Raw genomic sequence first — 25,443 nt, forward strand, 5'->3', positions numbered from 1 at the left:
CTCCTAGAATCGGGCGCATGAACGTCATCCGCTTTACCGATCTGTGCGCCCAAGGCAAAGTTGCCGGCCAGCGCGTCTTCATTCGTGCCGACCTCAACGTGCCGCAGGACGACACCGGCCGCATCACCGAGGACACGCGCATCCGCGCATCCGCGCCCTGCATCCAGCAGGCGCTCGCCGCGGGCGCCGCGGTCATGGTCACCTCGCATCTGGGCCGCCCCACCGAAGGCGCCTTCAAGCCTGCCGATTCGCTGGCGCCCGTGGCTGCCCGCCTGGGCGAACTGCTGGGCCGCGAGGTGCCGCTGTTGGCCGACTGGGTCGACGGCGTCGAGGTAAAGCCCGGCCAGGTGGTGCTGCTCGAGAACTGCCGCGTCAACAAGGGCGAGAAGAAGAACGATCCGGCGCTGGCGCAAAAGCTCGCTGCGCTCTGCGACATCTACGTGAACGATGCCTTCGGCACCGCACACCGCGCCGAGGCCACCACCTACGGTATCGCCGAATACGCCAAGGTGGCTTCGGCCGGCCCGTTGCTGGCGGCTGAAATCGATGCCATCACGCGCGCCCTCACCGCGCCGAAGCGCCCGCTGGTGGCGATCGTCGCGGGCTCCAAGGTCAGCACCAAGCTGACCATCCTGAAGGCATTGGCCGAGAAGGTCGACCAGCTCATCGTCGGCGGCGGCATCGCCAACACCTTCATGCTGGCCGCAGGCCTGCCGATCGGCAAGTCGCTGGCCGAACCCGATCTGCTGGACCAGGCGAAAGCCGTGATCGAAGCGATGCGCGCGCGCGGTGCCGCAGTGCCGATTCCGGTCGACGTGATCACGGCCAAGGCCTTCGCGGCCGATGCACCGGCCACGGTGAAAGCGGCGAGCGAGGTGGCCGAAGACGACCTGATCCTGGACATCGGCCCGCAGACCGCAGCGCAGCTTGCGGCGCAACTGCGCGAAGCCGGCACCATCGTCTGGAACGGTCCGGTCGGCGTGTTCGAGTTCGATGCCTTCGCCAACGGCACGAAGGTCATTGCGCAGGCCATCGCTTCCAGCCCGGGCTTTTCGATCGCGGGCGGCGGCGACACGCTGGCCGCAATCGCCAAGTACGGCATCGAAGACAAGATCGGCTACATCTCGACCGGCGGCGGCGCGTTCCTCGAGATCCTCGAGGGCAAGACGCTGCCGGCGCTGCAGATCCTGGAACAGCGCGCCGCCGGCTGAGGGGCGTCGCCGCGGCCGGCTCAGGCCGGCGCGGCGCGTGGCTCACTGGTCGCCCGGCCCTTGAAATCGGTCCAGCACCGGCGCGTGAAGTCGTAGAGCTTGCAACTGCGCGCGGTGCCGAAGTACCAGCCCCACGAAAAGCGCTGCACCACGATGCGGTCCGGCAGCAGTTCCTCGAGGCGCGCCTGCGCCGCCTTCAGCTTGTAGAGCGGGATGCTCATGTCCACGTGGTGCGCGGTGTGCTCCATGATGTGGTGCAGCAGGGCGCCGATGCGCAGTGGGAACGTCAGGTGCACGGTGGTCGAGACGAAAGGCTGCGCGCGCTGCCAGGCGGCGCGATCGTCGTGCCAGCTCACCTTCACGTGCGTGTGGTGCACGTAGACCACGAAACCGATCATTGCGAACCAGAACAGCAACGGCACCGCGAACGCCGTGGCGACCAGCAGCAGCACCGACTGGCCGGTGGCCAGCGCCGCCGCCGCCAGCGCGCAGAACCAGACCGTGCCGAAGCTGCCCACCAGCCAGCAATCGTGCGAGAACACCGGGCGTTCGGCCTTGCCCGACTTGTCGCGCGCCACCATGCGGTGCCACCAGATCTCGACCATGTAATAGAGGCCTGGCGCCCAACCGCTGCGGTAGACGCGCTCCATGAAGCGGCGCGACGGCGATAACGCCGCGTACTCGGCCTGCGTGAGCGGCGCCCAGGTGAAGTCGACGCCCTTCAGATTGGTAAACCCGTGGTGCACCACGTTGTGCCCCATGTCCCACAGGCTGAACGGCGTGAGCGATGGCAGGAAGGCGATTCGGCCCAGCCACCGGTTCAGGCCCCGGTGCGGCGTCAGGCTGTGGTGGCAGCCGTCGTGCCCGATGATGAACAGGCGCCCGATCACGAACCCCGTGGCCAGCCCGCACAGCAGCTTGAGCCAGCCGGACTCGAGCAGCACTGCGGCAATCAGCAGCGCCACGAACAGCGCGTAGTCGAGGGCGAGCAACGCCAGCGCCCGCAGGCTGCTGCGCTGCGAGAGCGGGATGAGCCAGGAACGGAGGGTCTTGCGGTGCGGCAGCGGCGCTTCCGGCGGCACGGGCAAGGGCGGGGCGGAGTCAGGCAGGGCGTTCATGGTCGAACCGTAGCGTGTTCGACGCACACCGACCATGACGAAAATCAATATCGGGCCGATTGGCGGTTGAACTTGCCGTATCGTGCGGTGTCATTTCCGCATGTGAGAATTGCGTCAAAAGCGCCCAAAGCCAAACCAACAGTGAGAGACAAATGAACGACCCCCGCATCCCACGCCACGCCACCAAGATCGTCGCCACGCTCGGGCCCGCTTCGAGCGACCCGGCACTGCTGGAACAGATGATCCTGAACAAGGTCAGCGTGGTGCGGCTCAACTTCAGTCACGGCAAGGCGCAGGATCACATCGACCGCGCGCTGATGGTGCGCGAGGCGGCACGCCGCACCGGGCGCGAGGTCGCGATCATGGCCGACCTGCAGGGCCCGAAGATCCGCGTCGGCAAGTTCGCCGAGGGCAAGATCTGGCTCGAACCCGGCGCCAAGTTCGTGCTCGACGGCGCCCGCACCGAGCTCGGCGACGTGGATGCGGTTGGCCTCGACTACAAGGACCTGCCGCGCGACGTGAAGGCCGGCGACCGGCTGCTTCTGAACGACGGCCTGATCGTGCTGACCGTCGATGCGGTCAAGGGCGAAGCGGTCTACACCACCGTGCGGCTCGGCGGCGAGCTGTCCAACAACAAGGGCATCAACAAGCAGGGCGGCGGCCTCACGGCACCGGCGCTGACCGGCAAGGACATGGAAGACATCAAGACAGCGATGAGCTTCCAGGCCGACTACGTGGCAGTGAGCTTTCCGAAGAATGCGACCGACATGGAAATGGCGCGCCAGCTCTGCAACGTGGCGGCGGCCGAATTCGGCCACAAGCCGGGGCTGATCGCCAAGATCGAGCGCGCCGAGGCGATCCCCAAGCTGGAAGAAATCATCCGCGCCAGCGACGGCATCATGGTCGCGCGCGGCGACCTCGCGGTGGAAGTCGGCAATGCGGCCGTGCCGGCGCTGCAGAAAAAGATGATTCGCATGGCGCGCGAGATGGACCGCGTGGTCATCACCGCCACGCAGATGATGGAATCGATGATCACCAACCCGGTGCCTACCCGCGCCGAGGTCAGCGACGTGGCCAACGCAGTGCTCGACGGCACCGACGCCGTGATGCTCTCGGCCGAAACCGCCTCGGGCCGCTACCCGCTCGAGACCGTGCAGGAGATGAGCCGCATCTGCGAAGCGGCCGAGCAGGCCGAGGACAAGACCCTCGACACCGACTTCAGCGGCCACACCTACAACCGCATCGACCAGTCGATCGCCATGGGTGCACTGTTCACCGCGCACCACCTCGGCGCCAAGGCGATCGTGGCCATGACCGAGTCGGGCTCCACGCCGCTCTGGATGAGCCGGCATGCGGCGCACATCCCGGTCTATGCGCTGACGTCGCGTCTTGCCACGCAACGCAAGATGGCGCTCTTTCGCAACGTGCGCCCCTTGCTGATGGATCCGGAGAGCGATCGCGACACGGCGCTCGAGCAGGCCGAGGCGCATCTGAAGAAGCGCGGGATCGTGCAGAGCGGCGACGTCTACGCGATCACCTGCGGCGAGCCCATGGGTGCACCCGGTGGCACCAATATGCTCAAGATCTGCCGGGCGACCTGACGCCGCGGGTGGCGGCAATGCGCAGCTTGCGAAACCGTTCTGGTTTGCCGCGCGTACCTGCCCCATGAGATATCCCTTCCCCAGGCCGCGCACCGCGCTGCTGATCGCTGCTGCCGCCACGTTGCTGGCCGCCTGCTCCCCGGTCAAGCTGCTGAACAGCGTGGTGCCGAGCGACACCTACGCGCTGGAGGGCGACGTGTCCTATGGGCCGGCGCCGCGCCAGCAGCTCGACGTCTACCGGCCGCTGGCCAGCACCTTGCCCGCCGAGGGCAAGCGCCCGCTGGTCGTCTTCTTCTATGGCGGCACCTGGACGACCGGGGAGCGTGCCGGCTTCCGGTTCGTCGGCGAGGCGCTGGCAGCGCGCGGCGCCGTGGTCGTGTTGCCCGACTACGGCCGGTCGCCCGCGTTCAAGTACCCGGTGTTCGTCCAGGACAGTGCGCTCGCCGTCAAATGGGCGCTCGACAACGCAGCGCGGCTCGGCGCCGATCCATCACGGGTTTATGTGATGGGCCACAGCTCGGGCGGCTACAACACGGCGATGGTGGCGCTCGACGCGCGCTGGCTCGGCGCGGTGGGGGCGAGCCCGAAACAGCTCGCCGGCTGGATCGGGCTGGCCGGCCCCTACGATTTCCTGCCGATCGTGAACCCCGACGCGCGGGTGGCTTTCAACTGGCCGGCCACGCCGCCGGATTCGCAGCCGCTGGCCCATGCCTCGGCCGCCTCGCCGCGCGCGCTGCTGCTGGTGGCGCGCGAGGACAAGGTGGTCAATCCGGTGCGCAATACCGGGCAGATGGCGGCCAAATTGCAGGCAGCGGGCGTGTCGGTGCAGACGCGCGAGTTCGACGACCTCGGCCACATCACGCTGATCGTTGCCGTGGCCAAGCCGCTGCGGTGGCTGGGTGGCCCGGTGCTGCCGCCGGTACTGGCTTTCCTGGGGCTCCCGCCAGACGCAGGGAAATAGCCAATCGAGCCGATCGGGGGCCGCCGATACAATCTTGCACCACCCCCCTACCGCCGTGTCAACGGCACGAACGAGAGCGACGCAGTGAATCAGGAACAACTCGACAAAGTCTCCAAGGGCAAAGGCTTCATCGCCGCGCTGGATCAAAGTGGCGGCAGCACCCCGAAGGCGCTCAAGCTATACGGCATCGAGGAAAGCGCCTACCAGGGCGACGCCGAGATGTTCGATCTCGTGCACGCGATGCGCAGCCGCATCGTGACCAGCCCCGCGTTCGACGGCCGCCGCGTGCTGGGCGCCATCCTGTTCGAGGCGACGATGGATCGGCAGATCGATGGCCTCGATGCCGCCGCCTACCTCTGGCAGCGCAAGCAGGTCGTGCCTTTTCTGAAGGTGGACAAGGGCCTGGCTGCCGAAGCCGACGGCGTGCAACTCATGAAGCCGATGCCCGAACTCGACGGCCTGCTCGCACGCGCCGCGGCCAAGGGCATCTTCGGCACCAAGATGCGTTCGGTGGTGAACGCTGCCAACGAAAAGGGCATCGCTGCCGTGCTGGACCAGCAGTTCGCCGTCGGCCAGCAGATCCTGAACGCCGGCCTGGTGCCGATTCTCGAGCCCGAAGTCTCGATCGGTGCGGCCGACAAGCAGCAGGCCGAAGTCGTGCTCAAGAAGGGCTTCCTGGAGCGCCTGAACGCGTTGCCTGCCGCATCGAAGGTGATGCTCAAGCTCACGCTCCCGACCGTCGACGGCTACTACAGCGAACTCGTGGCGCATCCGCAAGTGGTGCGCGTGGTGGCGCTCTCCGGCGGCTACGAACGCGACGATGCCAATGCCCGCCTGGCGCGCAACCCGGGAATCATCGCCAGCTTCAGCCGTGCCTTGACCGAAGGCCTGAGCGCACAGCAGTCCGACGCGGCGTTCAACAGCGCGCTGGACACCGCCATCGAGTCGATCTACCGCGCCTCGATCACCTGACCCAAGGGGCGTTCTGCCCGCATGCCGGCCACCGTTCGCGGTGGCTTTTTTCTGCGCGCACAATCGCCATTCCCCCTCCGTTCCCCCTTCCGTTTTCACACCGCCTTCCGCCATGACCACCGTCCACACGTCCTCCATCAAGAGCCTGCCCCTGCTCGCGCGCGGCAAGGTGCGCGACAACTATGCGGTCGGCGACGACCGCATCCTGATGGTGGCGAGCGACCGGTTGAGCGCGTTCGACGTGATCATGGGCGAGCCGATTCCGGGCAAGGGCGTGATCCTCACGCAAATGGCGCTCTGGTGGTTCGGCCGGCTTGGCCACATCTGCCCGAATCACCTGACCGGCGACGCACCCGAGAGCGTGGTCACCGCCGAAGAGGCACCGCAGGTGAAAGACCGCTCGATGCTGGTCAAGCGCCTGAAGCCGATCCCGGTCGAAGCCGTGGTGCGCGGCTATCTGGCCGGCAGCGGCTGGAAGGAGTACCAGGAGAATCGAGCCGTCTGCGGCGTGCCGTTGCCCGAGGGCCTGACCAACGCCAGCAAGCTGCCGCGCCCGATCTTCACGCCCGCTGCCAAGGCGGCTGCGGGCGAGCATGACGAGAACATCAGCTACGACCGCGTGGTCGAAATCGTCGGTCCGGCGCTCGCCCAGCAGATCCGCGAAACCAGCATCCAGATCTACGAAACCGCGGCGGCCATCGCGTTGACCAAGGGGATGATCATTGCCGACACCAAGTTCGAGTTCGGCCTCGACGAGGCCGGCACGCTGGTGCTGATGGACGAGGTGCTCACGCCCGACAGCTCGCGCTATTGGCCGATCGAGGGCTACGAAGAAGCCTTGCGCAACGGCACCAACCCGCCGAGCTACGACAAGCAGTTCGTGCGCGACTGGCTCGAAGCCACCAAGATCAATGGCAAGCCCTGGGACAAGACCCCGCCCGCGCCGCGCCTGCCGGCCGAAGTGATCGAGAAGACCGCCGCCAAGTACCGTGAAGCGCTGCAGCGACTGACCGACTGACCGGTGGACGGTTTTTCACAAATGTAAATAAGTCACAAACGCCGCGGCAATAGTCCCTGCCTGCCAAGGCACGGATTCCAGACACTGTCCTCACCACAACGGATGAGGAAGCGAAATGAATCTGGCAATCCATGAAAAAAGTCCACCGTCTTTCGGTGCCGGCACGGTCGCCCCGCCGGACGCGTTGCAGGCCGGCATGCTGGCGCGTGTGCTTGACGAAATCGATCACGGGCTCGTGCTGGTCGACCTGACCGGCCGCATCCTCCATTCCAACCACCCCGCGCGGCGCGAGCTGGCGGCCGCACGCGCACTGCGCAATGCCGACGGCATGCTGTGCGCCGGCCAGCCGGCCTGGCAGGCGCGCATTCGCCAGGCACTCAGGGACGCCGAGCGCGGTTGCCGCAGCATCGTCGAGCTGGAGCACGCGAGCGAGCCGCTGTCGCTGGCTTTCATCCCGCTCGAGCCGCGCGACACCGGCGCCGTGATCGACACCGTGCTGATCATGTGCAGCCGCGCCGCCGGCTGCGAAATGCTCACCATGCAGATGTTCGCCCGGGCCAAGCAGCTGACGCGGGCCGAACAGAACGTGCTGGCCCAGTTGTGCGCCGGTCATGGGGCCGAGGAAATCGCCGGGCTCCAGGGCATTTGCCTGTCGACGGTGCGCACGCACATCAAGAACGTGCGCCAGAAAACCGGCAGCAGCAGCATCCGCGAGGTGGTGCACCGCGTCACGCGCATGCCGCAGATCGTGTCGGCGCTCAGGCTCTCTGCGCACGACTGAGGTCGCGGTGGCCGCGGCGCGCAGGCGTGCTGCGCCGCGTGGCTCTATAGTCCGCGCATGCCGCCGCCCGCCGCCGGAAACCGCGCCGACCCTCTTGCCGCCTTGCCGACCTCACTGCTCAAGCTCGCAGCCCTGGGCGTGCAGCGCCGTTACCGCACCCACGCGGTGCTGATCGAAGAGGGTGACCAGGGCGATGCCATCTACATCGTGCTCACCGGCCGGCTGCGCGCCTTCGTCTCCGATGCGCGCGGCCGTGAGGTCACGCTCGGCCACCACGGACCGGGCGAATACGTCGGCGAGATGTCGCTCGACGGCGGCCCGCGTTCGGCCAGCGTGCAGACGGTGGAGCCGACCGTCTGCGCGGTGGTGACGCGCGAGACCCTGCTGCGCCACATCGCGGCCGATGCCGACTTCGCGATGGGGCTGATCGTCCGGCTCATCCAGCGGGCCCGGCTGGCGACCGAAAGCGCGCGCAGCATGGCCCTGCTCGACGTCTACAGCCGGCTCAAGCGCGTGCTGGAAGAGCGGGCACAAGCCGAGCCCGACGGCACCCGGCGCATCGCCGAGCGCCTGACGCACCAGGCGATCGCCGGCGAGATCGGTTCGTCGCGCGAGATGGTGAGCCGACTGCTGAAAGACCTCGAAAAAGGCGGCTACATTGCCGTCGAGCAGCGTTGCCTGGTGTTGCTGCGAGCCTTGCCCGCGCGCTGGTAGGGCCGCGGTCACGACAGTCCATGCTGCCGGAGGCCAGTGACCATTGCCTCCACCAGGCCGTTGCGCACGCGCCGCCGCACGAACAGGTGCCAGAGCGGTGCGAGCAGCCACCGAGCCCACCAGGGCACGAGGTGGCGATAAACGAGGTTCAGACGCCGGTCGAAGGCCGGCCCGAAAGCGGTCGGGTCGGCCTGGCCGCGCGGCCAGTCGGGAGACGGCTCTTCCTCGCCATGGCGCGGGTGCAGTCGGCCGACCAGCGGGATGATCGGCAGCTCGCGGTCGCCGGCCGCGTAGTGCGCCCGCTGCGTCGTCGTCCAATTCGCAAAGAGCGGGTTGTCCTCGGGCAGCAGCAGGTGGTTTGCCAACGCCTGCTGTGCATTGCGGCGGCCGAGCCGGTAGTCGTGCAACCGGAATTCGCGGCACAGGTAGCCGCCGAGACCGCCGAGGCTTCCGCCGGCGAGGGCGCGGCTGGACGCGGTGGACGGATCCGCTTCGGCGTGCGGCGCGATCAGGAAGCGGCTGTAGACGTCTTCGCGCGTCGCCAGCGCAATGTCTTCCATGCGCAGGTGCGCCTGGTCGAGCAGCGTCGACAGCAGGCGCGGCAGCGCATTGCCCAGCGTTGTCGGCAACCAGGGCACTCCGGTGGTGGCCGACGTGCCGAGCAACGGATTGACCAGCAGCACCGCGCGGTCGCTCACGAGGCCGTCGCGCGGGTTGCAGGCCAGCGGGTCGCGGTCGTTCAGCTCCGAGCGGACGGCGTCGACCGGGTCGTTGTCGATCAGGCCCCCATCGACGCCGTCGAATGCGCGGTCGCGTGGGTCGGTGGCAGCATCGGCCGGGGACGCCGTCACCACTTGATCCGGGGCGCAGACGCCACCGCGCAGCACGATCTGCAACGCGCGGGCATCGGCGGCGAGGTGCTGCAGCGGCCGGGCCGGCAGCAGCAGCGGGAAGGCCGCGGAGGCGAGGGCTGCGGTGGCATACCCGTGCCCCCATCGATCCCAGGCGGCCGCGGGATCGGCGCCGACGGCAATCTCTTTTTCGTCGGCCCGCCGCGCGGTTTGCGGGTGGCTCCCGTCGCCCAGGCCGGTGAGTGCGAAGCGCAGCAGTTCGCCATGCACCGTCGCGCGCGGCGGTGTTGCCGCGCGACCGGCGTGCAGCAACGGGTAGCGCACGCCGCGCAGGTTGGTCACCGAGAAGGCCACGCGAAACGGGTCGGGCAGCCAGCGGCGAAGCCGTGGCGTGGCCCGCTGGCCGAACTCGATGGCCTTGCGCGCGGCGCCTTCGAGTCGCGTCGGATCCAGCAGGGAGCGCACGTTGCCGCTCGCCGCATCGCGCGCGTCGAGCAGGTTGTCGAGGCCGGTCATGTGAACCCAGCTCTCGAACAGCGGGTTGCGGCATGCGTCGTCGTAAGAGGTGCCCGGGCGCACTGGCGGAATGTCATATGGCAACGCGGCGCCCAGTACCGCGGTCGTCAAGGCGCCTGACGACGCGCCCATCACGGTGCGCAGCACCACCCGGTGCGCCGGCGCGTCGGCGTCGTTGCGCTCCTGCGCGTCCTGCCAGGCGTCCAGCGCTTCCACGATGAAGTCGATCGCGCCCGCGGTGAAGGCGCCGCAGGACACGCCGCCGGCCAGCGAGAGACCGAGTTCGAACTGCGGTGGGCGAGCCATGGGCGGGTTCTTCTCCTGAACATTTTCTCAAGACAACGCGTGGCGAGTATCTGTCTTGTGTCCAGGGCGCCCCTCCTCAGAATGGCGTATGGACAAGCGGGTCTCACCGGATAGAGTCGGCGGGGCTCGGTATAACAGAGGTACGGATGATCGCTTGTGCAAATTGCGGAACGCCACGTCAGGCTCGCCACCGCTTTTGCTGGAACTGCGGTGCGTTGCTGGACGCGCAGCGCGAACTCAAGCAGGTCACCGTGCTGCTCGCCGACCTCTGCGACTCCACCGCCCAGGTGGTGCAAACCGGGGCCGAAGACGGGCAGGCCTACCTCGACACCGCCTATCGCCTGATGGCCGAAGCCGTTGCCACCTATGGCGGCACCCGCATGCAGTGGCGCGGCGACGAACTGCTGGCCCTGTTCGGCGCGCCCATCGCGCAGGAGGATCACGCGCTGCGCGCATGCCTGGCGGCGAGCGCAATGCTCGAAGCGATGAAGGCGCACACGACGGTAGAGGCGCCCATGCGCGTGCGCATCGGCATCGATTCGGGCGAGGTCATCGCCGGGCCGGGTGGCGCCGACCTGTCGACGCCCTACCGCGTCGACGGCCCGCCCATCCACCTGGCGTCGCGGCTGGAGAAAATGGCGGCACCCGGCACCGCGCAGGTCAGCGGCAACACCATGCAGCTGGTGGGTGACCAGATCGAGACGCGTCTGCTCGGCAAGCGCGAGATTCGCGGCTTCAGCGTGCCGGTCGACGTGCACGAGATCACGGTCGGTTCGCAAGGGTCGGCGGCGGCGCCGCTCGCACGCCGGCGCTACCTGGGTCCGCTGGTCGGGCGCGGCGAAGCCATCGACGACCTGAAGGCGATCGCCGAGCGCGTGCGGGCGGGCGCGTTCTGCGCAGTCGGCGTGCGGGGCGAGGCGGGCATCGGCAAGTCGCGGCTGATTGCGGAGCTTTGCACGCACTTGCGCGAAACGGGTTTCTCGATCGCGCCGGTGACCGCACGCGCCTACGCCAGCCATGTGCCGTACGGATTGGTCGCGGATCTCGCACGCGTGCTGCTGCGCCTGGGAAGCGGCAGTTCGGGCGTCGACGCAATCCATACGGAAACGGCGCCGGACCAGCCCACCGATCTGCACACCGCCGCGCTCACCGATCTGCTCGACACCGGCGACGCCGGCAGCGCGTGGCGCGCGCTGTCGCCGCTGCAACGCAGCGAGCGCATCGCCAACACCTTCGCCTGGCTGGTGCGCGAACGCACCCGCAGCGGGCCGTTGGTGCTGGCGGTGGACGATGTCTTCCTGGCCGACCGCGGCAGCCTGCGGCTGCTCGAACTCCTGGCGCGGCGCCTGCAGTCGCAACCGCTGCTGGTGCTCATGAGCTACCGGCAGGACTATGTGCACCGCTGGAGCGATGCGCCCTGGTTCGCCGAACACTGGATCGGCCCGCTGCCTTCGGCGCAGATGGTCAAGCTGGCGCAGGCGCTGCTCGGCGACGACGAATCGCTGCACAGCGTCCGCGCCGCCTTGCTCGACCGCGCCGACGGCAATCCCTTCTTCCTCGAGCAGATGGTGATGACGCTGGTCGACGGCGGCAGCCTGCTCGGGCCACCGGGCGCCTACCGTTGCACATCGGGCCAGTCGCCGCTGGGCGTGCCGGCATCGATCATGGCGGTCATCGGCGCGCGGGTCGACCGGCTTCCGGCCGAGACCAAGGCAAGCCTCGAGGCCGCGGCCATCGTCGGCGAGCCCCTGCTGTCGAGCGTGGTCGCAGCGATGCGGAACATCGACGAGGCCGCGGCAGAAAGCCATTTGCGGCAGGCCATGTCCGGCGGCCTGATCGCTGCATCCGCGTCGGCCGGCGCCTATGCGTTTCGCCACGGGCTGGTGCAGGAGTCGGTGGCGGCGACGCTCACGCGCTCGCGCCGCAGCCAGCTCCATCGCGCTGCCTTCGACGCGCTGCGCCTGCGCAGCGGCGACAAGCCTTCGGAGAACCCCGGGGTGCTCGCCCATCACGCGTACAACGGCGAGCAATGGCTCTCGGCCGCGGAGTACGCACAGCGCGCCATGACGCGTTCGATTGCGCGCTCCGACAACCGCGATGCGCTGCGCGTGTTCTCGCTGGGGCTCGAGGCTGCCCGGCGCGTGGAGCCCGAAGCCGCGATGCTGCCTTGCGAACTCGCGCTGCGCATGGAGGCGCTGGGCGCACAGATGGCGGTCGGCCTGTTCGACGCGATCGTCAGCAACCTTGAGCGCGCCGAGTACATCACGCGCACCCTGGGTGACACGCGGCGCCAGGCCGCCGTTTCGCTGCAACTCGCCGTCACGCTGTGGACGCGCGGCAGCTACCGGCAAGGGCTGGAAGCCGCAGCCAACGCCGGCGCAGTGGCGCTGGCCGCCGGCAGCCGCAGCCTGCAGATGGCGGCCATGCAGGCGCGCATGATGCTCAACCACGGACTCGGGCGCTATGCCATGGCAGGTGCCGATGCCGCCGAGGTCGAACGCGAGTTCGCTGCCGAACTGCGCGCCCGGCGCCTCATGCCGGGCTGGGCCGTGATCGCGTCGGTCAACGTCAAGACCTTCCTGGCGGACACGCTGATCTGGAAGGGCGAGCTCGATGCCGCCCAGGCCGCATGCGACGCCGCCTACCGCGAGCTCGCCACCGAAGACCATGCGTTCTCCCGCGTGCTGGTCGACTTCGTGCAGGCCGAGTTGCTGCTCGCGCAGCACCGGCCCGAAGAGGCGGTGACGCTGCTGCGTTCGGCGCTCGAGCTGTGCCGCCTGCATGAGCTGTCGAACATGCACCCGGCGATCGTGGCCTACCTCGGCGGAGCCATGGCGCGCAGCGGGCAGGCCCTGCAGGCACTGGCCCTGCTCGAGCCGGCGATTGCAGCCAAGGTCTCGCTTTCCGGCGGCCGCTACAACGAGTTCTACTTTCCGTTCAACCTCGCCATCGCGTTGCGGGAGGCGGGCCGGATGGACGAGGCGCTCGTGGCCGCGCACGGCGCGTGCGAGGCGGCCGCGGCGCTCGAACAGCGCGGCCACGAAGCGCGTGCCTTGCAACTCCTCGCCAGCATCGAGGCCGATGCAGGGCGCGCGCAGGACGCGGCCTTGCACGCGCAGCAGGCGCTGGCGGCCGCGCGCGACTGTGGCATGCCCGGCCTGGCGGACGAGCCGGTGCCCAGCAGTCATGCTTGAGAAGGCGCTTTCCCGCTTCGGGCGCTGGGCGGCTTACCAGGGCGTCAGCACCGCGATCCACCAGCCACGGGCCTTGCGCGCGCTGGCGGCGGTGATCCAGAAGAATCCCAGAACCCGCGGCTTCCTTCGCACCGTCGCCACCCGGGACGACGTTGTCGGTGTCTTCGAGCGACCGCTTGCGTTCTCCAATTCGGCGCAGCGGCCGAACCTGGTGGCGGGCGACTTTGCCATCGGCATGGAATCCGGCCCGCGGCACGCTTGCGAGCGCGCACTGCTGATGAAGAAGCTGCAGCCCTCGCCGGATTTCGCGGCGCGCGCTTCTGCCGAGAGCCGGCGCCTCGTTCATGACCTGCGCGCGGGGCCGGTGCGCCGCTTCGACCTGATCACCGACTACATGGCGCCGATCGTCTGGCAGGCGATGGGCGGGGCGTTCGGCGCGGCGCTGCCGCCGTTGCCGTCCGGTGATCCGGTTTTTCTGCACCTGCGCAACATCGGCGCGCACCTGATCGTGGGCGGTGTCGCCACCGACGCGGTGCAACGCCGCGCGAGAGAGAGCGCGGCGCAACTCACCGCCTGGGTGCAGGCCCGGCTGCCCGCGTTGCAGGCCGTCTGGGGCTTGCCCGGCTCGACGCATCGGGAAGAGGTCGCGCGCAACGTCGTCGGCATGCTGTGGGTCGGCCATCCTGCAACGGTGCAGAGCGGAGCGCTCCTGATGCAGGAGTTGCTGGTGCGGCCGAAGGTGCTGCGCGAGCTCGCCGAGCGGGTCGGCCAATGCACCGACCCGTGGAACGACATGCCGCTGCGCGAGCTGTTCGCGCGGCATGTGCTGGAACTGCTGCGCTTTCGTCCGCCGTTCCCGATCCTGCGTCGCGACGTGCCGCGCGATGTGCGCTACGGCAGCGATGGCGCGTCGCGCGCCGCGGCCGGCGCACAGCTGACGGTGCTGACCATCGGCGCATTGTTCGACCCTGCAGCTCACAAAGGCGCACCGCCGCAGGTGTACGACCCGAGCCGCGTCTTCGTGCACCCGCCCGACCGCTACTTGATGTTCGGCGGCGGCCAGCGGCACTGCATCGCCTCCGAGCAGGTGGTGGAAGTGTTGGTCAGCGCGTTGATCGGCCTGCTCCAGTTGCCCGGCGTGAAATGGGCCGACCCGTGGTGGCGCCGCATGCGCTACGACGGCCCGAGCATCGCGTCGGCCCGGCTGGCATTCAGGGACTAGAGGCAGCGGCGATGGCGCGCGAGCAGATGATGTGTTTCGTCACCCCCGGCGCGGCGGACGCGCCGGGCGAAGTGCCCGCCAGCGTGCAGCGCCGCATCGAGCGCATGTGCCGCGCCATCGGGCGCATTCATTTCGCGACGCTCGCGCTTTTGCCCATCGCGCCCGAGGCCTCGCCGATGGCATCGCCGTCGCTGATGCTCGAGGTGGTGGTCGACGAAGGCGTACCGCCGGCCGAACTCATCGACCTCATGCTGCAGCACGGCTTCGGCGCGCTGTGGTCGCTCTACCGTGCGCACTGGCCGGGCCCGCAGGGCTCGACGCCGGCGTCCAAGCGGGATTGGCTGCGCGCGTTTCTCGCGCAGCATGCCAACGTGGCGGCTTGCGGTTTCGTGGGCAACCGCGATCTCGATGTGGCGCAGGTTCGCGGTGAAAACAACCTCTTCAAGCAGGCCAGCAGCGCGTTTCGCAACCTGCGGCCGGATCCGTTCGCAGACCGCGCAGCGCTTGGCGACTACATGGCCGTCTGGGCCCGTCGTTTCGGTGGCGCCTGGGCCGCCGAACTGCCGCGGCGCTCGCTGTGGCGGCATGGCAATCTGCCCGACGTCGTGCGACTGGCCCTGCTGTCGGTCCGGCTGGTGGTTCCATTTCTCGCGCTGCTGGGCCTGCTGACGGTGGTCGGTGCGATCGTGCTGGCGTCGGCGCAGTTGCTCGCCGGCGCGGGCCTTGCCGTGCCCGACTTTGTCGCGGCCGCAGTGCTGTTTGCGGCACTGGGACTGCTGGCGATCCTGCTACCGGTCATCTTCGGCGCGATGAACGGCGCGGTGGGGATCGTGGTGGCATTCGTGGTGTTGCTGATCTTCGTGCTGTTTCTGAGCGCCGTGATGCTCGTCACCGTGGTGATGGGCGTGTTGTGGATTCCCGCCTGCATGGGGGCGCTCACGGCGCTGGGGGGCATCGCATTGCTCGCCATCGGGCTCAGCGCTGCCCTGCTGCTGGTGGTGTGTGCCGCGTCCAACCTGCGTGCGCCGCCGTTTTTTCCGGTCGTGCTCGCGTCCCTTGTGAGCGCGGTGTTGCTGCTGCTGGTCTTCGGGCTGACCTGGTGGATGTTCAGGGTGATGGGGGCTCTGAACTGCAAGCAGGATGCACTGCATCTGTCGGTGTGGCCAGATCCGTTGACCGCGATCTGCTGGGCGTCCGGTGCCATCTTCGTGGTGGGGGCGGGGCTGTATTGCGGTCCTCGCCTGTTCGGTTTTCTGGGCCGCAGGCTCGCCGAAGCGCTGAAGGAGGCCGACCGCCCGGGGCCGCTGCCCGACGTGCCGCTGCACACGGTGCACCCCAGCATCCAGGCCTGCGAAGCGGCGCTGGCCAGGCGCACCGGCCACATGATCAGCCTGACCGAGATCAGGAGCCCGGCACACCTGCGGCGCCTGCGCTTCTGGCTCTGGCTCATCAACCTGCTCGGTGAGCTCTACTTCACCGAAGGCCAACTCGGCAGGACGGGCGGCATCCACTTCGGCCACTGGCACATCCTCGACAACGGCCGCCGGCTGCTGTTCTGCAGCAACTTCGACGGCGCGTTCGGTGGCTACCTCGATGCCTTCATCCGTGGCGCATCGCAGGGCGTCAACCTGATCTGGCGCAACACCGAACTGCGGCCCCGGCAGGCGGCGCGTGCCGGCCATCCCGCGGTGCAGGTGGCGCGCAGCTTTCCGCCGACGCGCGTGCACATCTTCTGCGGCTGCAAGTGCGAACAGGCGTTCAAGTCCTATGCGCGCGACAGCATGGTGCCGCACCTGTACCGCTTCGAGGCGTATTGCCTGTCGAGCGACGACATCGTGCGCGCGACGCGGCTGCGCGTGGCGCTGCAGGGCCGGCGCACCGCCGTCAAGGACGACCAGATTGCGAGGGCGCTGGAATCATGAGCCAAACACATCACGATCTCGAACAGGCGTTCGGTGACATCCAGGCGCTCGTCGGCACCGGCTTCACGCGCCTGCGGCAGGGGCACTACCTGCTGCTGCAGGTTACCGATGCTGTACTCGCACGCCAATGGATCGGCGAACTGCTGGCGCAGGGGCTGGTGCGCGCCCTCGGCGAGGTTCGCCGGCCGCACATTCCGGGCGAGGCGCCGGCCACCGCCGATACACGGCGACCGATCGACGAATCCGTGACGCTCACCTTCAGCCATGCGGGCCTGTCGGCGCTCGGCTTGACCGACGACCTCGACCGCCCCTTTCCCAGCGCGTTCCGCGGCGGCATGGCCGAGCCTTCGCGCCGCGAGTTGCTCGACGACGACAAGACAACGGCGTGGTACTGGGGCGACACCGACCGCAATGCGGTTCACCTTCTGGTGGCGCACTTCTGGGCGGACGATGCGGTGCCCTCGCGCCTGCTCGATCCGGGCCTGCTCGCGGATCGGGGCCTGGTGAAAATGCATCGGGTGCCGACCTGCCCGGCCTACATCGACCCGCCGACGCAGGAAGACCCGGGTTCGCGCGAACCTTTCGGGTTCCGCGATGGGCTGAGCCAGCCCTTGCCCAGCGGCATCGCCTGGTCCCAGGCCGAATGGCGCGCCCGGCGGCAAGCGGGCAAGACGCTTTTCAACGACCGGCGTGTCGCACTCGGCGAGTTCGTGCTCGGCCATCCCAACGAATACCGCGAAAAGGCGTACTGCCCGGGCCTGGCCTGGGCATCGGCGCCAACGGCGCCGTGCGTCGATTTCGGCCGCAACGGCAGCTACATGGCGGTGCGCCAGATCGAGCAGCATGTGGCGGTCTTCGAGGCCTTTGCGCGTAATTGCCCGGTGCCGGACATCGCCGAACGCATGATGGGCCGCCGCAAGAACGGCCACGCGCTGGCCGCCGCGCCCGACAGCCAGACCGGGCTGGACGGGTTTCGCTACCTCCAGGACGACGCCGACGGCTTTCGTTGTCCGCGCGGCGCCCATGTGCGCCGCGCCAACCCGCGCGACGCGGTGGCGAGCTCGCCGGAAGAGGGCGTGACGAGCTCCCGGCTGCACCGGCTGCTGCGGCGCGGACGCGTCTACGCGGACGAGGGCGCCGCGAGCAGCCCGTGCGAGGTCGGCCAGGGCAAGGGGCTGATGTTCGTGGCGCTCAACGCGGATCTCGACCGCCAGTTCGAGTTCATCCAGCGCAGCTGGATCGGTGGCCCGCGCTTTGGCGGGCTGAGCGACGAGCAGGATCCGATCCTCGGCACATCGCCCGATCGCGCCTTCACCGTACAGGGCCTGCCGGTCGGCATGCGCGTCGGCCCGCTGCCGCGCTTCACCACCGTATTGGGTGGCGGCTACTTCTTTCTGCCGGGATTGGCCGCGCTGAAATTCATCGCCGCCGGCCCGCCGGCCTCAGCGTGAGGGCTGACTGCTGAGCAAGGCGAGCGTGCGCCCGCCCTCGTCGAGCAACACCAGCCGGTCGGGGCCGGCCAGGCGGTAGGTCGCGGCGGTCTGGAGCACTTGCAGGAACTGGGCTTCGATATCGCTGCGCGCAGCGTCGGCACAAGCCATCTTGGTCGAGGCGAGCTGGCCGATGCGCAGCGCGCTGCCGGTGCGCGTGAAGCTGCCAGAGAGCCGGTTGCAGCCGCCCGAGCCGCTCACGCGTCCGCTGTTGCGGTCGAATGCGACCTGCGGATCCCGCTGCGGCTCGCGGCCGGCCCCGACCGGCTGGCCGTTCAGTTGCGTCAGCCACCACACCGGCCCCTCGATGGGCTCGTCGAGACTGATGCCGCTGCCGCAGGCGGTGATGCCTGCAGCGAACAGGGCCGCGAAGATGAAGCTGGAGAGCGGGTGAATCGTGAAACGCATGGGAAGCCTCAGCTCAGCACGACGCTGCTCAGCCTGCGCCGGTAGGTCGACACGGTCGGGTCGACCGGCGGGATCTGGCCGTCGGCCACTTTCACCTTGGCCGGCTCGATGATCTCGAGGATCGCCACGTAGGTCTTGCGCGCGACTTCCTCGTTCCAGGTCTTGTCGCGCATCAGGATCTCGAGCAGTTCGTCCATTGCCGCGGGCCACTGCTGCGCGGCCATCAGCAGGCGGGCGCGGTCGAAGCGGGCCTGGAAGTCGCGCTTGGCGGCGGCGATCTTCGCGTCCAGCTCCGCCAACACGGGCGGCGTGCCGACGGCGGGCGCGGCGAAATCGATCGCGTCCATCCAGCGCTGCAGCGCGTCGAAGCGGCGAACCAGGGCAGTCTTGTCGATCACCGGCGCAAACGCCACCTTGGCATCGTCGTCGCGGCCCTCCTGCAGCAACAGCTTGATGTAGTCGAAGCGTGCGTCGTCGTTGGCCGGGTCGGTGGCGACGGCATGCTGCAGCTTCTCGAGCGCGCCTTCGGTGTCGCCCTCGGCCAGCGCGTCCTGGGCGGCTTCCTCCTCGGCGGCGGCTTCCAGCGCTTCGGCAGCAGGCACGTGCTTGTCGAGAAAGGTGCGGATCTCGGCTGCGGGAATGGCGCCGACGAAGCCGTCGACCGGTTGGCCGTCCTTGAACATCACGCAGAACGGGATGCTGCGCACGCCGAACATCTGGCTCAACTGCTGCGAGATCTGAGGCACCTTGTCCGCGTCGAGCTTGGCCAGCGTGAAGCGGCCGGCGTAGTCGACTTCCAGCTTTTCGAGCACCGGGCCGAGCTGTTTGCAGGGCCCGCACCATTCGGCCCAGATGTCCAGCAGCACCGGCGTGGTCATCGAGCCGTCGATGAGTTCGGACTGAAAGTTTTCGAGGGTGATGTCGATCATGGGACGAAGGCGGGGGTCAAACGTAAAATTGAAACCATGAATCAAGCAATCCAGGTCGGCGTGGTGATGGGCTCGAACTCCGACTGGGAGACGATGCGGCATGCGGTCGAGATTCTCCAGCAATTCGGCATCGCGCACGAAGCGCGCGTCGTGTCGGCGCACCGCATGCCCGATCAGCTGTTCGCCTACGCCGAAAGCGCCGCTTCGCGCGGCCTCGCGGCGATCATCGCGGGCGCCGGCGGCGCCGCGCACCTGCCGGGCATGCTGGCGTCCAAGACCACGGTGCCGGTGCTCGGCGTGCCGGTGGCCAGCCGCCACCTGCAGGGCGTCGATTCGCTCTACAGCATCGTGCAGATGCCAAAGGGCGTGCCGGTCGCCACCTTCGCCATCGGCAATGCCGGCGCGGCCAACGCGGCACTGTTCGCCATCGCGATGCTGGCGGTCGGCAATCCCCGGCTGCGCACCCAGCTCGACACCTTCCGCACCGCGCAGACCGCGGCAGCGCAGGCCATGACGCTGCCGCCACCGGGAGCCGACGCACCGTTGGCTGCCGTGCCGGTTTCGCCCTTCTCGCCGCAAGGCGGGGGTGCGTTGTGAGCGGCGGGGTCAACACGGGCCCGCCGGTGCTGCCCGGCGCCACGCTGGGTGTGCTGGGCGGCGGCCAGCTCGGCCGCATGTTTGCGCAGGCGGCACAACGCATGGGGTACTTCACGGCCGTGCTCGATCCGGATCCGGACAGCCCGGCCGGTCGCGTGAGCCACCACCACATCCACACCGACTACTCCGATGTCGACGGCCTGGCACGACTGGCCGGCCTGGCCGATGCGATCACCACCGAGTTCGAGAACGTGCCGGCGCCGTCGCTCGAGCACCTCGCCGCCGCGCGGCCGGTCTCCCCGGGCGCCCCGGCCGTGGCGATTGCGCAGGATCGCATCCGCGAGAAGGCGCATTTCGCCCGCTGTGGCGTGGCCTGCGCGCCGCATGCCGTGATCCAGACCGCAGACCATCTGGCCACGGTCACCGAAGCGCTGCTGCCCGGCATCCTCAAGACCGCGCGGCTCGGCTACGACGGCAAGGGCCAACAGCGCGTGGCGACGCGCGATGAACTCGCCGCCGCCTGGGAAGCGACGGGTGGCGTGCCCTGCGTGCTCGAAAAGCTGATGCCGCTGGACTTCGAATGCTCGGTGATCGTCGCGCGCGGGCACGACGGGCAGATCGTGCACTTTCCGGTGCAGCGCAACCTGCACCGCGGCGGCATCCTCGCCGTCACCGAAGTGCATGAGCAAAACATGCTCACGGCACAGGCAGAGCGCGCGGTGGCCGCTGCAAGGTCGATCGCCGAGGGGCTGAACTACGTCGGCGTGCTCTGCGTCGAGTTCTTCGTGCTGACCGACGGCACGCTGGTCGTCAACGAAATGGCGCCACGTCCGCACAACAGCGGCCACTGGAGCATGGACGCGAGCGATGTGTCGCAGTTCGAGCTGCAGGTGCGCACGCTGGCCGGCCTGCCGCTCACGGCGCCGCGGCAGCACAGCCCGGCCATCATGCTGAACCTGCTGGGCGACCTGTGGCTGCTCGACAGCGACACGCCGGCCGAGCCGCCCTGGGGCGATGTGCTGGCGCTGTCGGGCACGCACCTGCACCTCTACGGCAAGACCGAGGCGCGGCGTGGCCGCAAGATGGGCCATCTCAACATCACCGGCGCCGACATCGCGGCGGTGCGCAGCACGGCCGACTTCGCCGCCGCGCTGCTGGGGCTGGCGATCCCGCTGTCGGAATGAGCCGCGCGTGATTCTCGACGGACAGTCTTCCGCCGCGATCGAACAAGCGGCCAGCCTGCTGCGCGCCGGCGGCCTGGTCGCGTTCCCGACCGAAACCGTCTACGGCCTTGGGGCGGATGCGACCAGCGACGCAGCGGTGGCCGGAATCTTCACGGCCAAGGGCCGGCCCAGTGACCATCCGCTGATCGTGCATGTCGCGGCAGGCATTCCGGGCACCGAGTCGCTGTCGCGCTTCGCCCAGCCGCTGCCGTTGTTCGCGCAGCAACTGATCACCGCCTTCTGGCCCGGGCCGCTCACGTTGATCGTCACGCGCCAGCCCGGCGTGGGCGCTGCGGCGGCCGGCGGGCAGGACACCATCGGCCTGCGCTGCCCGGCCCATCCGGTCGCGCAGGCGCTGCTGGTGGCCTGCGCCGCGCAGGGCGTGCCCGGCCTTGCCGGCCCGAGTGCCAACCGCTTCGGCCGGGTGAGCCCGACCACCGCAGCCCACGTGCAGGACGAGTTCGGCGACGGGCTCATGGTGATCGACGGCGGCGCGTGCGCGGTCGGCATCGAGTCGACCATCGTCGACTGCAGCCGCGGCGCGCCGGTGCTGTTGCGGCCGGGCGCCATCACGCGGGCCCAGATCGCCGCCGTGTGCGGCGAGCGCGTGCGCGACCCGGCCGAGCTGGCGCAACCCGACCCGCGCGCCTCCGGCACCCTCGAAGCGCACTACGCGCCCAATGCCAAGCTGCGGCTGATGGACGCCCGCGCACTGCAGACCGGGCTCGATGTGCTCGGCGCCAATGCGGCGCACATCGCCGTCTGGTCGCGCACCGTGGTCAAGAGCCGCTCGCAGCGCGTGCTGCAGCGGCGCATGCCCGACGACGCAGCCATCGCGGCGCAGCAGCTGTTCGCGGTGCTGCGCGAGTTCGACGCGGGCGGCGCCAGGCTGATCTGGATCGAAACGCCGCCTGACGCCCCCGAATGGGAAGGCGTGCGCGACCGGCTGCAGCGCGCGGCCGCGGCGTAAATCCGCCATCGATGCGAGGGAGCACCCGGGTTGCGCAGTGGCAACGCGTGAATACTTTCGTTAATGTTCGTGCGTTTTTACCTCCCGACTGCGGCAGCCTGCGGGCACAATTTGGCACATTCAAAAAACGCCACCCAGATCATGAAATCGAACCCCGCCGAGTTGGCGTTAATCACCAGCGCGCTGGCGGCCATCGAAAATCTGTTGGCGCGCGCACGGGGCGAATCACCGGAAGTGCCATTTTTCGGCCCGAGCGAACTGGGCGCCCTGCCGCCCGCGGCGCAAGAGGCGGCGCAATTGAAGGAAGAAGCCAGCTACCGCGCCCGGCCCAGGGAGTCCGCCATCCATTTCTGCCTGACCTCGGCCGGTGCGCTGCTCGACGTGAGCCGGACCTTGCTGAAACAGCCCGAAAACCCCTCGCCGCACGAGCAGGAGAGCCAGTGGAAGGCGCTCAGCAGCCACACCAAGATCGCCGGGCGTACGGCCTACCGCGCTGCGCTGATCCTGGCCGATCAAAAAACCGGCCAGTGAACCATCCGCTTCCTTCTTTCTTATTTGGCCGCGTCGAACAGCTTGCGCGCGGCAACGTGGCAGAACGGCGGCTCGTAGCTGCCGTGGTAGGCGCCGTAGTAGGTCGCATAGGCGGCTGACGCCGCATCGGTCGGCGCCTTGCCGCCCGGCCCGTAGGTGGCTTGCACCTGGGCATCGACATCGACGGTCGAGACCGTCGTCACACCCCGCGCGTCGAAATCGGCCTTCATCGGCACCAGGTGCATCGCGGGCGGTACGGTCGGATCGCCGGCCCCGCCGCACAGCAGCGTTTTGGCGCGCGGGCTCCAGCCGAACAGGTCGTTCTTCTTCGCATCCAGGTACAGCGCGTTGAGGGGATTGGTCAGCACGTCGTTCAGGAAGGTCGACTGGAACAACGCGTCGCGCGCCTGCGCCGGCGTCTCGCCATTGGCGCCAGGCAGCGCGCCGGTGGTCACCAGCGTGGTGTAGTTGAGCGTCGGGCTCGGCAGCAGGTTCTCGATGGTGGCCGCGTAAGGCGCCTTGTAGACGCTGCCGACGCTGGTGTACACATCGCCGTAAACCTTCTGGTACGAGTTGACGATGAAGGGCACGAAGAACTGGTAGCCCGCGATCGCCACGCCGCTCTTGAACGAGCCCGACAGGTTGTAGGGCCCCGCCAGATGTGCGCCTGCCACCACGTTGAACTCGGCGGCGTTGTCGCGCTCGGCCGCGCGGTGCGCAGCCATCGACGAATGGCCGCCTTGCGAGTAGCCGGTGAACATGACCTTGCCCGACAGGTTGGCGTTGAGGTTCACGACCGCGGCACGCGCAGCGCGGATCGCGTCGATCACCGAGCGGGCTTCCGAGTCCGCATGCAGGTACGGGTGGTACGGGTAGGTCGACTTGGCATAGCCGAGGTAGTCGGTCGCCACCACCGCGTAGCCCTGCGCCGCATACATTGCCAGCAGCAACTGCGTTTCCGGGTCGGACGGATTGGCCAGCGTGCGCGGCTTCTGCACATCGGTGCCCTTGGCATAGGCCACCAGCGGCGCGGCCGCGGCCGCGCAGGCACCGGCCGGCAGCAGCAGCACGCCCGAGGCGTTGGTGTCCTCGCCGCGCGCGCCCAGCGTGGTGTAGTTGAGCGCGATCACCTTCACGTCGCACTGCGCCTTGCCGCTGAGCGCCTGCAGGCCGCTGGACTGGGTGGCGCCATCGATCTGCGCGCTGGTGAGCGTGGTCAGAATGGTTTGCTGCTCCACCAGCTTGCCGGTGCTGGCCGGGGCGTTGGGACCGACCCCGGTGCCGATACCGAAATTGAAGTTGCCGCCGTCACCGCCTCCGCCGCAGGCCGTGAGCAGGGCCGCGGCCGCGATGGCACTCCAGAAATGCAGACGTTTCATCGTTGTCTCCGATGGATGTTGTTGTGGATCGATCCAGCGGCCATCGTGGGCGCGCGCCGAACACTTCACCACAAGGCAAACCCGGACGCTGTCAGCCGCCGCGCCGAGTTCGCCTTTCAGTCCTGCGCGGCCCAGTCGACCAGCGCGTCGAACGCCGGGCGTGCCGCGCCGGCGTTGACATGGTTCGCGATGGCGACCACCACGTAGCGCCGGCCGCTGGCGCCGTCGACATAGCCTGCCACGCCGGCCGCATCGCGCAGCGTGCCGGTCTTCAGGTGGGCGGCGCCGCCTGAGCGCAGCGCGCGCTTCTTCAGCGTGCCGTCGACGCCTGTGGCCGGCAGCGACGACATCAGCTCCGGCATCACCGGCGAGCGCCAGGCGTGCAGCAGCATCTTGGCCAGGGCCGCAGACGTGATGCGCTCCTCGCGCGAGAGGCCCGAACCGTTGTCGAACACGGGCTGGCCTTCGCCGGTGCCGATGCGGTCGTTCCACCACTGGCGCAGCGTGGTGCGCGCGGCGTCGAGCGTGCCGCGATTCTTCTGCTGCAGTCCGAGCGTGAGAAACAGCTGCTGCGCCATCACGTTGTTGCTGTACTTGTTGATGTCGCGGATCACCTCGGCCAGCGGCGGCGAAACGCTTTCGAACACCGGCTTCAGCCCGGCCGGCACGCGGCCCTCGCGCACCTGGCCCTTGAGCTGGTTGCCCATGTCGCCCCACATGCCGCCGACCGCGCGCACCGCGTAGCTGCGCGGGTCGGCGTAGGCAACGGCCCAGACCTTCTCGCCGCAGGCCGCCGGATAGCTGCCGGCGAAGCGGATGCGCGCCGGATCGGTGAACTCGGCGCGCAAGCCGCCGCGGTAGTCGCTGCATTCACCGGCCGAGAGCGGCACCGTGGACTGCAGCGAAACGCCCGCGAGCGAGGGCTCGAAATTGATCTGCGCGGTCTGCGCCTGCGGGTTCGGCACGAAGGTCATGACCACCGACTTGAAGTTCAGCAGCAGCGCGTCGGGCGAGGCGTTGTAGGGCCGCAGCGGCTCGCCGTCGAAGGCTGCGGGGTCGGGCTCGACCGTGTTCTCGAAGGCGCTGCGGTCGATCACGATGTCGCCCGCCACGGTGTGGATCCCGAGCCCCTGCACGCGGCGCATCAGCAGCCAGAGCCGCTCGATCACCAGCTTGGGATCGCCTTGGCCCTTGATGTAGAGGTTGCCGTTCAGCACGCCGTTGGCGATGGGGCCGTCGATGTAGACCGGCGTGTTCCACACATAGGCCGGGCCGAGCAGGTCGAGCCCCGCATAGGTGGTGACCAGTTTCATGATCGACGCCGGGTTGACCGGCACCTGCGGCCGCCAGGCCAGCCGCGGCGGCTTTTGCCCTTCGGCGTCGACCACCAGCATCGTCACCGCCTCGCGCGGCACTTTGGCACGCGCCAGCGCGGCGTCGACTTCGGGCGGCAGGCTTTGCTGGGCGGCGGCGCCGGCGCATGCCAGCGCGGCGAAGGAGAGGGCGGCAACGCGGGCGGAAAAACGCAT

The 25,443-nt window shown here is 68.9% G+C and carries 21 protein-coding genes; 15 read left to right on the top strand and 6 right to left on the bottom strand.

Annotation, left to right across the window (positions count from 1 at the left end):
• Window positions 1-17: 17 nt before the first annotated feature.
• The gene (locus QTI05_RS10860; RefSeq protein ID WP_286624389.1) at window positions 18-1,211 is read left to right on the top strand and encodes a phosphoglycerate kinase; all 1,194 of its coding nucleotides are present in this window, start codon (window positions 18-20) and stop codon (window positions 1,209-1,211) included.
• A 20-nt stretch (window positions 1,212-1,231) separates the two neighbouring features.
• On the opposite strand, the gene QTI05_RS10865 is transcribed toward QTI05_RS10860, so the two are convergent.
• Window positions 1,232-2,329: a fatty acid desaturase gene (locus QTI05_RS10865; protein WP_286624390.1), complete on the bottom strand. Its 1,098-nt coding sequence runs from the start codon at window positions 2,327-2,329 to the stop codon at window positions 1,232-1,234.
• A 152-nt stretch (window positions 2,330-2,481) separates the two neighbouring features.
• On the opposite strand from QTI05_RS10865, the gene pyk reads away from it, so the two are divergent.
• The 6 genes from pyk to QTI05_RS10895 all read left to right on the top strand — a co-directional run bounded on the left by pyk (window position 2,482) and on the right by QTI05_RS10895 (window position 8,376).
• On the top strand, window positions 2,482-3,930 hold the full coding sequence (pyk, locus tag QTI05_RS10870; protein ID WP_286540135.1) for a pyruvate kinase: 1,449 nt from the start codon (window positions 2,482-2,484) through the stop codon (window positions 3,928-3,930).
• 64 nt (window positions 3,931-3,994) lie between these two features.
• Window positions 3,995-4,891 (top strand): alpha/beta hydrolase, encoded by an 897-nt coding sequence (locus QTI05_RS10875; protein WP_286624391.1) that lies wholly within the window; start codon window positions 3,995-3,997, stop codon window positions 4,889-4,891.
• Window positions 4,892-4,975: 84 nt separating this feature from the next.
• On the top strand, window positions 4,976-5,863 hold the full coding sequence (locus QTI05_RS10880) for a fructose bisphosphate aldolase (RefSeq protein WP_286624393.1): 888 nt from the start codon (window positions 4,976-4,978) through the stop codon (window positions 5,861-5,863).
• A 112-nt stretch (window positions 5,864-5,975) separates the two neighbouring features.
• Window positions 5,976-6,881 (top strand): phosphoribosylaminoimidazolesuccinocarboxamide synthase, encoded by a 906-nt coding sequence (locus QTI05_RS10885; protein ID WP_286624394.1) that lies wholly within the window; start codon window positions 5,976-5,978, stop codon window positions 6,879-6,881.
• Window positions 6,882-6,996: 115 nt separating this feature from the next.
• The gene (locus QTI05_RS10890) at window positions 6,997-7,662 is read left to right on the top strand and encodes a helix-turn-helix transcriptional regulator (RefSeq protein ID WP_286540130.1); all 666 of its coding nucleotides are present in this window, start codon (window positions 6,997-6,999) and stop codon (window positions 7,660-7,662) included.
• A gap of 57 nt (window positions 7,663-7,719) precedes the next feature.
• Window positions 7,720-8,376 (top strand): Crp/Fnr family transcriptional regulator, encoded by a 657-nt coding sequence (locus tag QTI05_RS10895; protein ID WP_286540129.1) that lies wholly within the window; start codon window positions 7,720-7,722, stop codon window positions 8,374-8,376.
• Window positions 8,377-8,384: 8 nt separating this feature from the next.
• On the opposite strand, the gene QTI05_RS10900 is transcribed toward QTI05_RS10895, so the two are convergent.
• Window positions 8,385-10,049 carry a patatin-like phospholipase family protein gene (locus tag QTI05_RS10900; RefSeq protein ID WP_286624395.1) on the bottom strand — a complete coding sequence of 555 codons (1,665 nt, stop codon included), beginning with the start codon at window positions 10,047-10,049 and terminating at the stop codon, window positions 8,385-8,387.
• Window positions 10,050-10,264: 215 nt separating this feature from the next.
• Here QTI05_RS10900 and QTI05_RS10905 point away from each other — a divergent pair, with 215 nt between their 5' ends.
• Genes QTI05_RS10905 through QTI05_RS10920 form a run of 4 tightly spaced genes read left to right on the top strand, consistent with a single transcriptional unit; the run spans window position 10,265 to window position 17,838 of the window.
• Window positions 10,265-13,243 carry an ATP-binding protein gene (locus QTI05_RS10905; protein WP_286624397.1) on the top strand — a complete coding sequence of 993 codons (2,979 nt, stop codon included), beginning with the start codon at window positions 10,265-10,267 and terminating at the stop codon, window positions 13,241-13,243.
• Window positions 13,236-14,465 (top strand): cytochrome P450, encoded by a 1,230-nt coding sequence (locus QTI05_RS10910; protein ID WP_286624398.1) that lies wholly within the window; start codon window positions 13,236-13,238, stop codon window positions 14,463-14,465. The genes QTI05_RS10905 and QTI05_RS10910 overlap by 8 nt, the downstream gene beginning before the upstream one ends.
• A complete protein-coding gene (locus QTI05_RS10915; protein WP_286624400.1) occupies window positions 14,387-16,387 on the top strand; it encodes a hypothetical protein in 2,001 nt (666 codons plus the stop codon). Before QTI05_RS10910 ends, QTI05_RS10915 begins: the two co-directional genes overlap by 79 nt.
• Window positions 16,384-17,838 carry a Dyp-type peroxidase gene (locus QTI05_RS10920; protein WP_286624402.1) on the top strand — a complete coding sequence of 485 codons (1,455 nt, stop codon included), beginning with the start codon at window positions 16,384-16,386 and terminating at the stop codon, window positions 17,836-17,838. Before QTI05_RS10915 ends, QTI05_RS10920 begins: the two co-directional genes overlap by 4 nt.
• Here the strand turns inward: QTI05_RS10920 and QTI05_RS10925 are convergent.
• A complete protein-coding gene (locus QTI05_RS10925; RefSeq protein WP_286624403.1) occupies window positions 17,830-18,285 on the bottom strand; it encodes an META domain-containing protein in 456 nt (151 codons plus the stop codon). The two genes, QTI05_RS10920 and QTI05_RS10925, sit on opposite strands and share 9 nt — an antisense overlap.
• An 8-nt stretch (window positions 18,286-18,293) precedes the next feature.
• Window positions 18,294-19,214, bottom strand: coding sequence for a tetratricopeptide repeat protein (locus QTI05_RS10930; protein ID WP_286540118.1), 921 nt, complete (start codon window positions 19,212-19,214; stop codon window positions 18,294-18,296).
• Window positions 19,215-19,250: 36 nt separating this feature from the next.
• Here QTI05_RS10930 and purE point away from each other — a divergent pair, with 36 nt between their 5' ends.
• From purE to QTI05_RS10950, 4 genes are all read left to right on the top strand, one after another.
• Window positions 19,251-19,811: a 5-(carboxyamino)imidazole ribonucleotide mutase gene (gene purE / locus QTI05_RS10935; RefSeq protein WP_286540114.1), complete on the top strand. Its 561-nt coding sequence runs from the start codon at window positions 19,251-19,253 to the stop codon at window positions 19,809-19,811.
• On the top strand, window positions 19,808-20,995 hold the full coding sequence (locus tag QTI05_RS10940; protein ID WP_286540113.1) for a 5-(carboxyamino)imidazole ribonucleotide synthase: 1,188 nt from the start codon (window positions 19,808-19,810) through the stop codon (window positions 20,993-20,995). The genes purE and QTI05_RS10940 overlap by 4 nt, the downstream gene beginning before the upstream one ends.
• A 7-nt stretch (window positions 20,996-21,002) precedes the next feature.
• Window positions 21,003-22,004 carry an L-threonylcarbamoyladenylate synthase gene (locus QTI05_RS10945; RefSeq protein ID WP_286540112.1) on the top strand — a complete coding sequence of 334 codons (1,002 nt, stop codon included), beginning with the start codon at window positions 21,003-21,005 and terminating at the stop codon, window positions 22,002-22,004.
• Between the two features lie 63 nt (window positions 22,005-22,067).
• On the top strand, window positions 22,068-22,535 hold the full coding sequence (locus tag QTI05_RS10950; protein WP_286540111.1) for a hypothetical protein: 468 nt from the start codon (window positions 22,068-22,070) through the stop codon (window positions 22,533-22,535).
• Window positions 22,536-22,555: 20 nt separating this feature from the next.
• On the opposite strand, the gene QTI05_RS10955 is transcribed toward QTI05_RS10950, so the two are convergent.
• Complete coding sequence (locus QTI05_RS10955; RefSeq protein WP_286540110.1) at window positions 22,556-23,914, bottom strand: lipase family protein; 1,359 nt, start codon at window positions 23,912-23,914, stop codon at window positions 22,556-22,558.
• A 116-nt stretch (window positions 23,915-24,030) separates the two neighbouring features.
• The gene (dacB, locus tag QTI05_RS10960) at window positions 24,031-25,443 is read right to left on the bottom strand and encodes a D-alanyl-D-alanine carboxypeptidase/D-alanyl-D-alanine endopeptidase (RefSeq protein WP_286540109.1); all 1,413 of its coding nucleotides are present in this window, start codon (window positions 25,441-25,443) and stop codon (window positions 24,031-24,033) included.

It is taken from the genome of Variovorax fucosicus, from assembly GCF_030316825.1.
GTDB classification, from domain to species: Bacteria; Pseudomonadota; Gammaproteobacteria; order Burkholderiales; family Burkholderiaceae_C; genus Variovorax; species Variovorax fucosicus.